Here is a 12,622-nt window from a genome sequence, read left to right as displayed (position 1 = left end):
CGAAATCGGCTGGACGGTGACTTTATCACGAGCCGGCATTGATCCTGATCAACATGCGGCAAGCGGTACCGGTGGATTCTGTGGGTATAACGCCTCTGAGGATCGACCATGAGCAGCACGTTCTTTATTCCCGCCGTCAATATCATGGGCACCGAATGCCTGGACGAGGCCATGATCGCGATCCGCAACTACGGCTTTCGCAAGGCGTTGATCGTCACTGACGAGGGCCTGTGCAAGGCCGGTGTGGCCAGCATGATTGCCGGCAAGCTGGCGATGCAGGACATTGATTCGGTGGTCTACGATGGCGCCAAGCCCAACCCCAATGTGGAAAACGTCGAGAAGGGCCTGGCGCTGCTGCAACAGAGCGGCTGCGATTTTGTGGTGTCCCTGGGCGGCGGCTCGCCCCATGACTGCGCCAAAGGGATCGCCCTGTGCGCCACCAACGGCGGACGCATCGGCGACTATGAGGGCGTCGACCAGTCGAGCAAGCCGCAGCTGCCGCTGGTGGCGATCAACACCACCGCCGGTACCGCCAGTGAGATGACCCGTTTCTGCATCATCACCGACGAAACCCGCCATGTGAAAATGGCCATCGTCGACCGCAATGTCACGCCGCTGCTGTCGGTCAACGACCCGGCGCTAATGGTCGCCATGCCCAAGGGCCTCACCGCCGCCACCGGCATGGATGCCCTGACGCACGCCATCGAAGCCTACGTGTCCACCGCCGCCACGCCGATCACCGACGCGTGCGCAATCAAGGCGATTGAGCTGATCAGCGCCAACCTGCGCCTGGCGGTGCACGACGGCAGCGACATGGCCGCACGGGAAAACATGGCGTATGCGCAGTTCCTCGCGGGCATGGCGTTCAACAACGCGTCGCTGGGCTTCGTGCATGCCATGGCGCATCAGCTCGGAGGCCTGTACGACCTGCCCCATGGTGTATGCAATGCGGTGCTGTTGCCCCACGTGCAGAGTTTCAATGCCAGTGTCAGCGCCAGGCGCTTGAGTGACGTGGCTCGCGCGTTGGGTGCCGATATCAAGGGGGTTACCCCGGAAGAGGGCGCGCAGGCCGCAATCGCCGCGATTCGCACGCTGTCCCAGGATGTGGAGATCCCCGCCGGGCTGCGCGAACTCGGCGCCAAGTTGCAGGATATTCCGCTGTTGGCGAGCAATGCGTTGAAGGATGCGTGTGGCCTGACCAATCCACGCCGGGCGGATCAGCGTCAGATCGAGGAGATCTTTCGCAGCGCGTTTTGATAGGGGCAGCTTTGAGCCGCAAGCGTTAAGCTACACGTTGAATGCCTTCAACTTGAGCATCAAGCGTGCGGCTCGCCGCTGAGGTCCCCCATGAGAGTTCTGTTATTCGGTGCCACCGGCATGGTCGGCCAGGGCGTGCTGCGCGAGTGCCTGCTGGCGCCCGACGTGCAGGAAGTCGTCGCGGTCGGCCGTACGCCGTTGACCCAGGAACACGGCAAACTGCATCAGGTGTTACACAGTGACATGCTGGATTTCCAGCCCCTGGAAAACCTGCTGCAAGGCTTTGATGCGTGCTTTTTCTGCCTGGGCGTGTCCTCGGCGGGCATGAATGAGGCCGCGTACACGCACATCACGTATGACCTGACGCTGGTCGCCGCCAGCACCCTGGCACGGCTCAACCCACAGATGACGTTTGTGTACGTTTCCGGTGCCGGCACCGACAGTTCCGAAACGGGCAAGTCGATGTGGGCGCGGGTCAAGGGCAAGACCGAAAACGCCTTGCTGCGTTTGCCGTTCAAGGCGGTGTATCTGTTCCGGCCAGGGATCATCCAGCCGCTGCACGGCGTGCGCTCCAAGACGCCGTTGTACCAGGCGTTCTATAGCGTGCTCGGGCCGTTGCTCTCGTTTCTGCGTCGGATAAAGCCCAACTGGGTACTCAGTACCGAGGCTGTCGGCCGTGCGATGTTGCAGGCGGTGAACCATGGTGCGCCGCAACCGGTGGTAAAGCAGGCCCAGATCAATCGGCTGGCCGCCGAGCGCCGCTGATGCTGCACAAGCATCTCGTGCGTCGCCTTGACCGAGGCATGTGGCGGTCAGCCTGCCGCACTGGGGCTTGGCACCGCAGTTGATTCAGGGCACGGATTTGATCCTGCCCGCCTCACCCCGAGGGCTGCTGAATATTGATCACGCGCCCTGATGGCCGTGCCGCCGCCGTTTTATAGCCCATCGTTTGCGTTTGAGCTGGCCTGGCGGGGATGCCGGCTTGCAGTGGTTGAGTGGGCGGGTGCAAGGTGCGTAGTGCGAAGGTCACCAATAATAGGAAAAACACTATGCTCTCGGGCCTCAACCACCTGACCCTGGCCGTCACCGATCTGCAGCGCAGCCTTCGTTTCTACCATGAGCTGTTGCAGCTTCGGCTTGATGCCACTTGGGACAACGGCGCCTACCTTTCGCTGCCAGGGCTGTGGTTATGTTTATCGTTCGATCCGTTGCGTAACCCGGTGGCGGCAGCCGATTACACGCACTATGCGTTGAGCGTTGAGGCGCACAAATTCACCAGGCTGGTGGAGCGCCTGCGAGATGCCGGCGTGGAAGAATGGCGCGACAACCGCAGCGAAGGCGCCTCGTTCTATTTTCTCGACCCGGATGGGCATAAGCTCGAAGCCCATGTGGGCGATCTGGCTTCGCGGCTGCAAGCCTGTCGCGACAAGCCTTATGCCGGGATGAAGTTTTATCCTTAGCGAGCAAAACCGCGTGAGGCAGCAATGACCGTTCGTCGCACTGGAAAGTTTTTTCTAAACCTTTGCCGCGTGCAAAATTCGAATCCAGGGCGAGGTGAGTGTTCTCGCACCTATTTTTGCTCTGGAGGAACCCATCATGAGCCGCATGGCTATCCGGTTACGCACCGCCAGTTTCGCGATGCTGCTGGGCCTCGGCGCCAGCAATGCTTTCGCCCAGTCGCCTGCCGAATTCATCGAGCAGGCTTCAGCCAAAGGCATGGCCGATATCGAAACCAGCCGCATGGCCCACGCCAAAACCTCGTCCCAAGAGATCAAGGATTACACGATCGAGGTGATCAACGAGCGCACCCTGGCCAACCAGCATCTGGCGGCTATCGCCAAAAAGCTCGACCTGCCGGTGGCGCCACGGGAGAACATCGTCGACAAAGCCGAAACCCTGATGCCCGAGCTCAAGGACGGCGACTCTTTCGACGCCGCCTATACCGCGCAGCAGGTCAAGGAAAACGAAGACGCCATCGCCCTGTTCAAACAGGAAGGTGCCGCGTCGGATGTTCCCGAGATAAAAGCGTTGGTGGATGAGACGCTGCCCAAGCTGCAAGAGCGTTTGCAAAAAGCCCGCGCCCTGGCATCGGCCTACGGCAAGGGGCACCAAGGCGACGGTTGAAGTTGCCACTTGAAATCAAGAACGGCGGTTGGATCATCTCCAACCGCCGTTTTTTTATGCCTGGTTCAGATCGGTTTTCGGCGGCGCCGCGTCGTCGGCGACGGGGCCGCAACTGCTGTTGAGGCTCAAGCTGCCGGCTTTGCCGATTTCGCGATATTCCTGGCGCAGCTTTTCAAGCTCTTTACGGTCCAGGCCATCCAGGCTCAACACGGCGTTCTGCGCATCCTTGGACACACGCAACAGCTCGTCGATCTTGATGTGCAGGATGTCGTTGTCGCGGTTCTGTGTGTTCTGGATCAGGAACACCATCAGGAACGTAATGATGGTGGTCGAGGTGTTGATGATCAGTTGCCAGGTGTCGTTGTAATGAAAGTACGGCCCGCTCAGGCTCCACGCCAGAATCATCGCCACCGCCGTGTAGAACGTCCGGGGGCTGCCGGCCCAGCGCGATAGGGTTTGGGAGACTGCGGAGAATTTCATGACCATTTTTTCCTCAAAAGGGGTGATGAAAATTCTGACCGCAGGCACTCGTCGAAATTTCTTTTTACAACTTAGCCCTCGGACAAAAGTATGCGTTTTTCTACTCAAGGTTTCGGAGCGGGCCTACGGCGCCGCCAAAGTTCGAGCATAAGACTGGGTTTTTACCTGGATATCCCTTATGCACGAAAAGGCAATTTATGACGTAGCCGCAGGTTATTACTTGAGCGAAGACCATTTTTTTGCAGCCACCTGCGCCAGCTACCTTCGGCACAGCGCCGGTATCAACACCTATTTCGCCGGCGAAACTTCCGTGCCGTGGAATATGTTGTTTATTCGTGTGGGCAACGCTCCGTTGCGCGTAGCGATGGAGGAGGTTGTGGGCCTGATCCGCGCTACCTCGATCCCGATCCGCATGGCGGTTCCTCAGGAGCGGTTAGACGGGTTACGTGACGTGCTCATGGGGCTCGGCTTTCAGCCTGTGGAAAAGAGCATCGCGATGGTCTGCCACGTGTCGTGCTTTGCTCCATCGGTGAGCGAAGAAGGCGTGCAGATCAGCCTGACTCGGAACTTGAACGACTGGGCGGTCCCACTTGGCGATGCGTTCTGCACACCGCCCGAGACGGTCACGCAGTATCAGGCCAGGCACCAGCGGGCCCTGGACGTCGATGAGTCCCTTTATCACTTCACGTTATCCGTTGACGGGCAGGTGGGCTGTTCGCTGACCTTGTCGTTATGTGAGGGTGAGGCGCGGCTAAGCGATGTCGGCACGCTTACAGGCTTTCGTGGAAGAGGCTACGCCACTCTGTTGATTCAGGCGGCCCTGCTGCACGGCTGGAGCCTGGGCGCGCGCCGGTGTTTTCTTGAGGCGTCGATGGCCGCCGTGCCGCTGTATCGAAGGTTGGGTTTTCAGCCTTTATTCGATTACGCGTCTTTTGTTCGCGGGGCTGACGTCAAAACACCATTTTTACCTGGCCGCGATCCTCAAGCGTCAACAGATATTGCTTAGCCTCAAGGCCTCCCGCGAAGCCGGTCAACCCGCCCGAAGCGCCCACCACTCGGTGACACGGCGCAACGATCGAAATCGGATTGCGCCCATTCGCCGCGCCGACTGCGCGCACCGCTTTCGGGTTGCCGATCTGCTGGGCGATCTGGCTGTAGCTGCGGGTTTCGCCGAAGGGAATGGTCAGCAGGGCCTGCCAGACTTGTTTCTGAAAATCGGTGCCGGCGAAGTCCAATTCCAGCTCGAACCGGCAGCGTGTTCCCGCGAAGTATTCCTCTAGCTGACGCTCGGCTTCCAATAACACCGGGCTATCGTTGGCCTCAATCAATTCACCCAGGCGTACGCGGTTGGCGCGCTCGGTTTCCCACAGGATGGCGCCGAGTTTGCCGTGACGCGCCACCAGCGTGAGCTCACCGACAGGGGAAGGCATAAGTTTGTATTCATAGGGCATGCGCGGGCTCCTCGACGGGATGTTAAAACCTACGACGCCACTGTAGGTCCGTCAGCGTATGTGCAAACTACGTTTCTTGCGCTCGAATTCTTCGCCCGCTTAGAACCCGTAAAGCCAATGGGCGAAGTACGGATACACCTGGAATCGCACAATAAGGTACAGCGCCATCAGCATGGACGCTGTGCTCAACATGACCAACGACACGCCATTGAGCAGGGTGGCGACCAGAGCGAACAAGGTCACGCGTCGGCTGGCGTGACGACTGGCAAACAGTACCCCATAGGCCGACGCGGCGATTGTCCCGAGCGCCACCCACATGCCCACGGCAAAAGGCAGCCGCGCCAAGGCGGTCAACAGCGGCAAAACCACCACCCAACCCATTACGTGGCGCAGGATGGGTTTCGGCGTGCGTTGGTTAGGCTTGAGCATTGCACTATTCCTGATCCCGCTGGGGCAACGAGCTGACATCATCACGGTGCAGGTTCGTTGTCGCAGTAAGACATTACTGAGCCGCCATCAGTCCCTCTTCATTCAGCGACAGCGCCCGCGTAATGCCGAAAAAGGGATGGTAACCAGAAACAGACGCAGCGCTAAAGAGCCGTGTTCAGCGAGAACGGAATGCGCAACCCTCCAATCGGCCCTTCACGTACCCCGCACATTTCATCGTGTACGCTGTGTTGCACCAGCACGCAGGGAAACGCGGGCAACCCTTGCAGCAGGTCGCGCAAGTGGGTGGTGGAACGGATTCGCAGCGGCTGCTGATCATCACCCAGCAGGGTCTTCTCGACACTATCGAACCGGACCCGCGCCAGATAGAAGCCGCCTTCCAGCGACAACAATTGAAGTTCGCTGATCGCACCTTTCGCGGCCAGCTCGGTCAGCATTTGCACATTCATTATTCGACCTCATTCAGGTGTTCATTGGCGCCGAAAAAACAACGTGACCTGACCCCATTCGACACCGAACTTGGACATGCTCGAACGGTTGATCAACGTGTCTTCATCCATCAGGTACATCCAGTCGTCAAAACTGACCTCGTACACCGACCCCTCTACCGGAAGGTTAAGCCGATAGCGCCAACGCAGTGCGTTGCCGGCCACTTCGCCGATGGCCTCGCCCACCACATCGCCGGCCCGCCCACGCCAGCGGCCCGGGCCATCGGGCGTGAGCGTCCATACCCGACGTTGGCGTGTGCCATCGCTGTACAAAAAGCGTTCATCGAGAATCAGATTGTCGCCCTCGCGCCGGCTGGCAATATCCACTTCAAAGCGCTTGGCCACTTCGCCCGAACGCTTCTCGAATATCCCCCAGGCCTTGACCGGTTTGCTGAAGAAGCGCTCCAGGTCCAGTTTCGGTTGCTGGTCGGCGTAGTGTTCGACGCCCACGCCTGTGCAATTGCACAGGCTGAGCATCATGAACAGTGAAACCAGAAGACGTGGCATGGCCATGCTCCTCGACGGCGCCAGGCGTGATGTCTGCGCTCAAGCACTGATACTTGTACATAATTTCATATTTGTACAGGTTTTGCCGGGCCGGCGCGAAGGCAAGGGTTTTCGGCACCAAACGCCGGCCATAAAAAAACCGGCTACCAGGAGCCGGTTTTTTTATGCATCCCGTGTCAGCCAGGGCATGACAGGAACGCCAATTTGAGTGGAGCGGGTAGAGGGAATCGAACCCTCAACTAAAGCTTGGGAAGCTTTCGTTTTGCCACTAAACTATACCCGCTCAAAGCGGCTGACTTTGTACCAGATGTTCATCTGGATTTGAAGTTTTTCTTCGAAAAATCGCAAGTTGCACCCGCAACGCCCGCCGATGAGCGGCGCCACTGTAGAAGTCCGCCCCTGCAGTGGTCCTCGCTTCAGACTGCAAATGCGTGGTGCGTCGGGCCTTGATGATGCCGTAACCGACTCATCGGCCGCTGCCCTTTCAAAAAGCCTACCACCGCCTCCCGGCTGTCCCGGCACGCCGCTTTATGCTCCATATCCAAAAAATGCCCCGTCGCCTGAACAGTGCTGAAGCTGCTGTCGGTTATATGCTGGCCAAACAGCCTGGCATCCTCGGCGCTGGTGTACTCGTCCCATTCGCCGTTCAAGAACAGCACCGGAATGTCGATCTGCCTGGCTGCATTGAGGTAGCACAATCGGTCGCTGCCGAGCACTTGGCTGATGTGGAAGTGCATCTGCCCGTATTCATGCTCGGCCAGGCTGCTCACGTGCTTGTAATTGAAGCGTTTGAACAGCGAAGGCAGGTGTTTGCCGAGGGTGGTGTTGACCAGATGGCCGACGCGGTCGCGGTCGAGGTTGCCGAGGTAGTCGACGCCGCGCTCGAGGTAGTCGCGCATGGGCGTGTTGATCACCGGGGAGAACGAGCTGATCACCGCTTTTTCAATGCGTTTCGGGCGTTGGGCGAGGGCGAGCAGGGCGGCGATGCCACCCCACGAGAAGGAGAGCACGTGGTCGGCGGCAAAACGCTCGATAAGCTCCAGCAGGATCTGACCTTCGACTTCCTTCGTCAGCATCTGCTCGTGGCGGTTGTGGATTTTAGAACGACCGGCGTACGGCAGGTCGTACAACACCACGTTGAATTGCGGGTACAGGCTTTTCACGGTTTGGGCGAAAGAGGCCGTGGTGGCCATCGAGCCGTTGACCAGGATGATGGTCTTTTCCGCTGCATCCGCGCGATGGAACTCCGTGTAAACCCGGTACTGACTCTGCATGTCCAACACAGCGATTTCTGGCCTCATGTCGTAAGACTCCTGGCAAGCGGGTAGGGCGCGCAAATGACTTTGCACGAGCTTTATGACAGGTAGACATACGCCTGGAAGATGAGCGCCCGCGTCGGTCCGATTGCGGCTGGCCGACAGCGGTCGTCAGACTTGTTGGATTTCATCGTCAGTCAGCGCTCGGTATTGCCCCGGCGCAAGGGACGTATCCAACCGCAGCGGGCCCATGCGCTCGCGATGCAGCGCGATCACTTTGTTATTGAAGTGCCCGAACATGCGTTTCACCTGGTGATAGCGACCTTCGATGATGCTCAAGCGCGCCGTGTTCGGTCCCAGTAACTCCAGCTCGGCGGGTTGGGTGATGAGGTCTTCGAAAGCGAAGTACAGGCCCGCCTTGAATGCCGCAGCGTACTCGGGGCCGATTGCCTGCTCTGTTTCCACGCGGTAAACCTTGGGCAGCTTGGTCGTCGGTTGAGTCAGGCGTCGCGACCACTGGCCGTCGTTGGTGATCAGCATCAGACCGGTCGTGTTGTAGTCCAGGCGCCCCGCAATATGCAGCGTGTCCTTGTGCGGTTCGTCCAGTAGATCGAGCACGGTAGGGTGGTGCGGGTCCGAGGTGGCACTTACGCACCCTTGCGGTTTATGCAGCATGAAATAGCGCGCCGGTTTGCCTGCCTGCAGCACCTCGTCATCGATGCACACCTGGCTGAACTCGCGTACTGCATGGTGGGGATCACTGACCGCCACACCGTCGATGCTGACCCGGCGTTCCACCAACAGCAGCCGTACTTGCTGGCGATTGAAGCGCGGCAGGTTGCTGAGGAACCGATCAAGGCGCATCAGCGTTTCGCAACTGTTCGTCCACATGGGCACAACGCGGGCACAGGCAGGCTTTATTGCGCAATTCGTCAGGCAGCGCCTGAAGTACCGCTGGGTCAATGCTGACACTAAAGCACCAGCAGGCCTGGGCGGCCGTGCGTGGGTCTGCCAGGGTGCAGCCGTTGACGGCACCGCAGGCGGGGCAAAGCGTGGGTGTGGTCATGGCAGGGTCAGGCTGTATCGTGTGGTGTGCTTGGGCTTGCACGATACAGCGCCGACCTGCGGCAGGCTACTTGGCGCTTGAAATTGCCGGCCAACACACAGAACTAGGTGGCCAGGCGCGACGGGCGGTGATGGGAGCGCTGGCGCTTTGCGTATTGATGTATCAAGTTATTACTGAGGCGCACCAGATTTTGTTTTTGATGTCACATATTGTGTCATTCGGCGTGCGCTGAGTGCCGCTCTCCAGCGTCGCTGGAGGTGCTCTTCCGCGGTCCAGGAGGCCGCCATGTATAGACGACTGCTGCTCACTGCATTACTCGGTCTGACCCTTTCAGCCTGCGTGCCCTACTACGAGGGAGGCACCACTTACTATCGCTCCGAGGTTTATACCGCGCCGGCGCCGGCCTATTACTACGGCGGGCCTCGCTACTACGGGCGCAGTTACTACATGCCGGCCCCGCGCTACTATCCGGCCCCGCGCTATTACTCGGCGCCGCGTTATTACCAACCCGCGCCACGTTATTACCCAAGGTCCGCTTACCGGTCATATCCGAACCAGGGTTGGGGAGGAAATCGTTGGGGCAACGGTGGTCATGGACGGGGCGGCGAGCATGGCAGTGGGCGCGGAGGTCACCGTTGAAGCAAGACGTTGAACGAAGCGGCGCATGATGCGCCGCTTTTTTTTGCCTGCCGTTCGTCGGTACTGTCAGATTTAACAGCTAGCATTGAGGCTCAAGTTGTATTTCACTTCGGCAAAAGCGGTGTGCTTGTCGAAGGGAACCTTCTATGTTCAACCAACTGATATACGTGCTTTTGTTGACCGGTTGCGTCATTGGCCAGACGTGGGCGAAGCAGGCATGTCCGGACAAATCATTGATCCGAAACGTCGACGGCTACTTTCAATACCAGCATGATGGCGTGCTATGGCAAGGTCCCAAGGTTGAGCCTAACGAATATATAAATGGCTTCCTTGGCGCGGTGTTCGCGCCTGAAAAGGGGGAAGATCGAAAAGTCGGCTACTTGGAAAAATGCGTTTACAGAAACCACCGTGAAGCGCTGGTTGTCTTGCGGCCATGCCTTTCGAGCAGTGTAAGCAGCATGGCGCTGACCGATAGCTTGCATTGGGAACCCAACGAGGTTTCATTCGGGCAGCCGGTTTATATATGCAAGGACAACCAACCCGATAATTGCGCGTTCACGGTCAACGATTCGCGACAATAGGCTGTCAATAATCGGACAAGTCTGCCAGAGGATTCCTACCCTCCCAGGCTTTATCAAAATGTGCCTGCACCACTGCGTCCGGGATTGTGTTGATATCCGGCCAATGCCAGTGCGGTGTCTGATCCTTATCGATCAACCGCGCCCGCACGCCTTCGGCGAATTCCGGATGACGGCAGCAATTGAGGCTCACCGTGTACTCCATCTGGAACACCTGGGCCAACGACAAATGGCGAGCCCGCCGGATTTGCTCCCACACCAGATGGGCGGTCAGTGGGCAGCCTTCGCTGAGGGTTTTGCCGGCGCGAGCCAGTAACGGGTCTGCATGATCACGCAGCAGGCTCAACGCACGCCAGGCGCAACGTACGTCACCCACATCCAGCCAGTCGTCGATCTGCCCGCGGCGCGGCAACCATTGCGCTTCGGGTTGGTGATCGACGGCTTCCTGAGCCAGGGCCTTGAGCAAGCTGTTGAGCTGCATTGCGGTCTGCTCCTGCCAGTTCAGTTGAAGCAGGCCTTCGAGCAGTTCGTCTTGCTGGTCATCGCGCAGGAAACGGTCGGCCAGGCCCAGGTCCAAGGCATCGCGACCATTGATATGGGCGCCGGTAAGGCCGAGAAACAACCCTAGCTTGCCGGGCAGGCGCGACAGGAACCTGCTGGCACCTACGTCCGGGTACAAGCCGATACTGATTTCCGGCATGGCCAAGCGACTGCTGGGCGTCACGATACGCACCGACGCGCTTTGCAGCAGCCCCATGCCGCCGCCCAGCACATAGCCGTGGGCCCAGCAGATCAGCGGTTTGGGATAGGTGTGCAGGCGATAATCGAGGCGGTACTCCGCAGCAAAAAACTGCGCGGCGAGGGCGGGCACTTCGCCGGGGTGTTCACGGCAGGCCATCGCCAGGCTGCGCACTTCGCCACCGGCGCAAAAGGCCTTGTGGCCGTTGCCGCGTAGCAGCACACAGACAATATGTGGGTCTTTGGCCCAGGCATCCAGACGTTCGCCCAAGGCCAGGATCATCGGTAAAGAGAGGGCGTTAAGGGACTTTTCAGCGTCGAGGCTGGCGACGCCGATGCGGGCGCCGCCGTTGCCGGTCAGCTCTTCGAAGTGCAGGTTCATTGTGACCTCAATCGAGAAGGTGAAGGATCAGTATGATCGCTTGGCAGGAAAGTGCCGCTGGTGTGTCAGATCAATTGACAAGCGGGGTCGCCTTTCCTAGGGTTCGCCCATTCTTTTTAAGCGATGGCACCCACCATGACCGAAGGCGACCGCATCAAACTTGAACCCAGCTGGAAACACGCTTTGCGCGAGGAGTTCGATAAGCCCTACATGGCCCAATTGCGCGAGTTCCTGCGCCAGGAACATGCCGCCGGCAAAGAAATCTACCCGCCAGGACCGTTGATTTTCAATGCGCTCAATTCCACGCCGCTGGACAAGGTGAAAGTCGTGATCCTCGGCCAGGACCCATACCACGGCCCCGGCCAGGCCCACGGCCTGTGCTTTTCGGTGCAACCGGGCGTGCCGGCGCCACCGTCTCTGGTCAATATCTACAAAGAGCTCAAGCGCGACCTGAACATCGACATCCCTAACCACGGCTACCTGCAAAGCTGGGCGGACCAGGGCGTGCTGATGCTCAACACCACCATGACCGTCGAACGCGCCAATGCCAACGCTCACGCGGGCAAGGGCTGGCAGTTCTTTACCGACCGAATTATCGAGGTGGTCAGCGAGCATCAACCACATCTGGTGTTCCTGCTGTGGGGCGCGCATGCCCAGAGTAAACAGAAGCTGATCGATGCCACCAAGCATTTGGTGCTGACATCGGTGCATCCGTCACCGTTGTCGGCGTATCGCGGGTTTCTGGGCTGCGGGCATTTCAGCCGGGCCAACAAGTTTCTGGAGCAGAGCGGCGAGACGCCCATTGATTGGGTGTTGCCACCGGTGTGAGCTTTCACTGGCGCGTTCCTCCCCTGGAACGCACCACCCGCGGTACGCTTGCCGAAGCGGGCTGAAAGCATAGACGTATCCTGGGTGCCTGTTATTTATGACAGTATCCGGCTTTCCATTATCGGCATTGAATAAGCTCCCTGGCCTTGTCGATACTGAACACTGCTCAGCTGATTCAATGCTGTGACAAGGGCGAACGATAGCTGTGAGATTTGACGGCGCCGACGAATGGTAGGAATTGGGCTGGCCCTAATGCCGGTCAGTTAAGCGCTAAAGCAGAAAAACCTGCGACCTGTGGCGAGGGAGCTTGCTCCCGTTGGGGCGCGAAGCGGCCCCAAAAATGGGACTGCTACGCAGTCCAGCGGGAGCAAGCTCCCTCGC

17 protein-coding genes, 1 tRNA gene and 1 pseudogene are annotated in these 12,622 nt (G+C 59.1%); 9 read left to right on the top strand and 10 right to left on the bottom strand.

Going from position 1 to position 12,622, the window contains the following annotated elements; all coding sequences use genetic code 11:
• Nucleotides 1–108: 108 nt before the first annotated feature.
• From yiaY to Q1V60_RS21085, 5 genes and pseudogenes are all read left to right on the top strand, one after another.
• Nucleotides 109–1,257 (top strand): L-threonine dehydrogenase, encoded by a 1,149-nt coding sequence (gene yiaY, locus Q1V60_RS21105; RefSeq protein ID WP_300634296.1) that lies wholly within the window; start codon nucleotides 109–111, stop codon nucleotides 1,255–1,257.
• A 90-nt stretch (nucleotides 1,258–1,347) separates the two neighbouring features.
• Entirely contained in the window at nucleotides 1,348–2,022 is a 675-nt protein-coding gene (locus tag Q1V60_RS21100) for an NAD(P)H-binding protein (RefSeq protein ID WP_300634293.1), read from the top strand.
• A gap of 34 nt (nucleotides 2,023–2,056) precedes the next feature.
• Nucleotides 2,057–2,275: pseudogene (locus Q1V60_RS21095) on the top strand (LysR family transcriptional regulator); the annotation flags it as partial.
• A gap of 31 nt (nucleotides 2,276–2,306) precedes the next feature.
• Nucleotides 2,307–2,717 (top strand): fosfomycin resistance glutathione transferase, encoded by a 411-nt coding sequence (fos, locus tag Q1V60_RS21090; protein WP_300634291.1) that lies wholly within the window; start codon nucleotides 2,307–2,309, stop codon nucleotides 2,715–2,717.
• Between the two features lie 136 nt (nucleotides 2,718–2,853).
• Nucleotides 2,854–3,381: a DUF4142 domain-containing protein gene (locus tag Q1V60_RS21085; protein WP_300634288.1), complete on the top strand. Its 528-nt coding sequence runs from the start codon at nucleotides 2,854–2,856 to the stop codon at nucleotides 3,379–3,381.
• A gap of 54 nt (nucleotides 3,382–3,435) precedes the next feature.
• Here Q1V60_RS21085 and Q1V60_RS21080 read toward each other — a convergent pair whose 3' ends face one another.
• Nucleotides 3,436–3,861: a low affinity iron permease family protein gene (locus Q1V60_RS21080; protein ID WP_300634285.1), complete on the bottom strand. Its 426-nt coding sequence runs from the start codon at nucleotides 3,859–3,861 to the stop codon at nucleotides 3,436–3,438.
• A gap of 178 nt (nucleotides 3,862–4,039) precedes the next feature.
• Between Q1V60_RS21080 and Q1V60_RS21075 the strand changes: the two genes are divergently transcribed.
• Entirely contained in the window at nucleotides 4,040–4,867 is an 828-nt protein-coding gene (locus Q1V60_RS21075) for a GNAT family N-acetyltransferase (RefSeq protein ID WP_300634284.1), read from the top strand.
• Here the strand turns inward: Q1V60_RS21075 and Q1V60_RS21070 are convergent.
• The 8 genes from Q1V60_RS21070 to Q1V60_RS21035 form a co-directional block, all read right to left on the bottom strand.
• Nucleotides 4,812–5,312, bottom strand: a complete 501-nt coding sequence (locus Q1V60_RS21070) for a methylated-DNA--[protein]-cysteine S-methyltransferase (RefSeq protein WP_300634281.1) — start codon at nucleotides 5,310–5,312, stop codon at nucleotides 4,812–4,814. The two genes, Q1V60_RS21075 and Q1V60_RS21070, sit on opposite strands and share 56 nt — an antisense overlap.
• A gap of 99 nt (nucleotides 5,313–5,411) precedes the next feature.
• Nucleotides 5,412–5,741: a hypothetical protein gene (locus Q1V60_RS21065; RefSeq protein ID WP_300634280.1), complete on the bottom strand. Its 330-nt coding sequence runs from the start codon at nucleotides 5,739–5,741 to the stop codon at nucleotides 5,412–5,414.
• 161 nt (nucleotides 5,742–5,902) lie between these two features.
• Nucleotides 5,903–6,208: a DUF6482 family protein gene (locus Q1V60_RS21060; protein WP_300634278.1), complete on the bottom strand. Its 306-nt coding sequence runs from the start codon at nucleotides 6,206–6,208 to the stop codon at nucleotides 5,903–5,905.
• A gap of 21 nt (nucleotides 6,209–6,229) precedes the next feature.
• Nucleotides 6,230–6,754: a DUF3833 domain-containing protein gene (locus tag Q1V60_RS21055; protein ID WP_300634276.1), complete on the bottom strand. Its 525-nt coding sequence runs from the start codon at nucleotides 6,752–6,754 to the stop codon at nucleotides 6,230–6,232.
• Nucleotides 6,755–6,963: 209 nt separating this feature from the next.
• A tRNA-Gly gene (locus Q1V60_RS21050) sits at nucleotides 6,964–7,037 on the bottom strand.
• A 133-nt stretch (nucleotides 7,038–7,170) separates the two neighbouring features.
• Nucleotides 7,171–8,055, bottom strand: a complete 885-nt coding sequence (locus Q1V60_RS21045) for an alpha/beta hydrolase (RefSeq protein WP_300634273.1) — start codon at nucleotides 8,053–8,055, stop codon at nucleotides 7,171–7,173.
• A gap of 126 nt (nucleotides 8,056–8,181) precedes the next feature.
• The gene (locus Q1V60_RS21040) at nucleotides 8,182–8,874 is read right to left on the bottom strand and encodes a pseudouridine synthase (protein ID WP_300634270.1); all 693 of its coding nucleotides are present in this window, start codon (nucleotides 8,872–8,874) and stop codon (nucleotides 8,182–8,184) included.
• Nucleotides 8,864–9,076, bottom strand: coding sequence for a cysteine-rich CWC family protein (locus Q1V60_RS21035; protein WP_300634268.1), 213 nt, complete (start codon nucleotides 9,074–9,076; stop codon nucleotides 8,864–8,866). Before Q1V60_RS21035 ends, Q1V60_RS21040 begins: the two co-directional genes overlap by 11 nt.
• A gap of 285 nt (nucleotides 9,077–9,361) precedes the next feature.
• Between Q1V60_RS21035 and Q1V60_RS21030 the strand changes: the two genes are divergently transcribed.
• Both Q1V60_RS21030 and Q1V60_RS21025 read left to right on the top strand, forming a co-directional pair.
• A complete protein-coding gene (locus tag Q1V60_RS21030) occupies nucleotides 9,362–9,715 on the top strand; it encodes a hypothetical protein (RefSeq protein WP_300634265.1) in 354 nt (117 codons plus the stop codon).
• A gap of 146 nt (nucleotides 9,716–9,861) precedes the next feature.
• Complete coding sequence (locus Q1V60_RS21025; protein WP_300634262.1) at nucleotides 9,862–10,296, top strand: DUF3757 domain-containing protein; 435 nt, start codon at nucleotides 9,862–9,864, stop codon at nucleotides 10,294–10,296.
• 4 nt (nucleotides 10,297–10,300) lie between these two features.
• On the opposite strand, the gene Q1V60_RS21020 is transcribed toward Q1V60_RS21025, so the two are convergent.
• Nucleotides 10,301–11,413, bottom strand: coding sequence for an enoyl-CoA hydratase/isomerase family protein (locus tag Q1V60_RS21020; protein ID WP_300634259.1), 1,113 nt, complete (start codon nucleotides 11,411–11,413; stop codon nucleotides 10,301–10,303).
• Nucleotides 11,414–11,548: 135 nt separating this feature from the next.
• Between Q1V60_RS21020 and ung the strand changes: the two genes are divergently transcribed.
• On the top strand, nucleotides 11,549–12,241 hold the full coding sequence (gene ung / locus Q1V60_RS21015) for a uracil-DNA glycosylase (protein WP_300634256.1): 693 nt from the start codon (nucleotides 11,549–11,551) through the stop codon (nucleotides 12,239–12,241).
• Nucleotides 12,242–12,622 lie beyond the last annotated feature (381 nt).

The sequence above is a fragment of the Pseudomonas sp. genome, assembly GCF_030147005.1.
Lineage (GTDB): Bacteria > Pseudomonadota > Gammaproteobacteria > Pseudomonadales > Pseudomonadaceae > Aquipseudomonas.
The sequence above is the reverse complement of the archived record's forward strand: the minus strand, read 5'-3'. Positions and strand labels throughout refer to the sequence as shown.

Excerpts from the sequence above, each read along its gene's own strand:
- yiaY (WP_300634296.1), top strand. The coding sequence starts at position 109 with ATGAGCAGCACGTTCTTTATTCCCGCCGTCAATATCATGGGCACCGAA.
- Q1V60_RS21100 (WP_300634293.1), top strand. The coding sequence starts at position 1,348 with ATGAGAGTTCTGTTATTCGGTGCCACCGGCATGGTCGGCCAGGGCGTG.
- fos (WP_300634291.1), top strand. The coding sequence starts at position 2,307 with ATGCTCTCGGGCCTCAACCACCTGACCCTGGCCGTCACCGATCTGCAG.
- Q1V60_RS21085 (WP_300634288.1), top strand. The coding sequence starts at position 2,854 with ATGAGCCGCATGGCTATCCGGTTACGCACCGCCAGTTTCGCGATGCTG.
- Q1V60_RS21080 (WP_300634285.1), bottom strand. The coding sequence starts at position 3,861 with ATGAAATTCTCCGCAGTCTCCCAAACCCTATCGCGCTGGGCCGGCAGC.
- Q1V60_RS21075 (WP_300634284.1), top strand. The coding sequence starts at position 4,040 with ATGCACGAAAAGGCAATTTATGACGTAGCCGCAGGTTATTACTTGAGC.
- Q1V60_RS21070 (WP_300634281.1), bottom strand. The coding sequence starts at position 5,312 with ATGCCCTATGAATACAAACTTATGCCTTCCCCTGTCGGTGAGCTCACG.
- Q1V60_RS21065 (WP_300634280.1), bottom strand. The coding sequence starts at position 5,741 with ATGCTCAAGCCTAACCAACGCACGCCGAAACCCATCCTGCGCCACGTA.
- Q1V60_RS21060 (WP_300634278.1), bottom strand. The coding sequence starts at position 6,208 with ATGAATGTGCAAATGCTGACCGAGCTGGCCGCGAAAGGTGCGATCAGC.
- Q1V60_RS21055 (WP_300634276.1), bottom strand. The coding sequence starts at position 6,754 with ATGCCACGTCTTCTGGTTTCACTGTTCATGATGCTCAGCCTGTGCAAT.
- Q1V60_RS21045 (WP_300634273.1), bottom strand. The coding sequence starts at position 8,055 with ATGAGGCCAGAAATCGCTGTGTTGGACATGCAGAGTCAGTACCGGGTT.
- Q1V60_RS21040 (WP_300634270.1), bottom strand. The coding sequence starts at position 8,874 with ATGCGCCTTGATCGGTTCCTCAGCAACCTGCCGCGCTTCAATCGCCAG.
- Q1V60_RS21035 (WP_300634268.1), bottom strand. The coding sequence starts at position 9,076 with ATGACCACACCCACGCTTTGCCCCGCCTGCGGTGCCGTCAACGGCTGC.
- Q1V60_RS21030 (WP_300634265.1), top strand. The coding sequence starts at position 9,362 with ATGTATAGACGACTGCTGCTCACTGCATTACTCGGTCTGACCCTTTCA.
- Q1V60_RS21025 (WP_300634262.1), top strand. The coding sequence starts at position 9,862 with ATGTTCAACCAACTGATATACGTGCTTTTGTTGACCGGTTGCGTCATT.
- Q1V60_RS21020 (WP_300634259.1), bottom strand. The coding sequence starts at position 11,413 with ATGAACCTGCACTTCGAAGAGCTGACCGGCAACGGCGGCGCCCGCATC.
- ung (WP_300634256.1), top strand. The coding sequence starts at position 11,549 with ATGACCGAAGGCGACCGCATCAAACTTGAACCCAGCTGGAAACACGCT.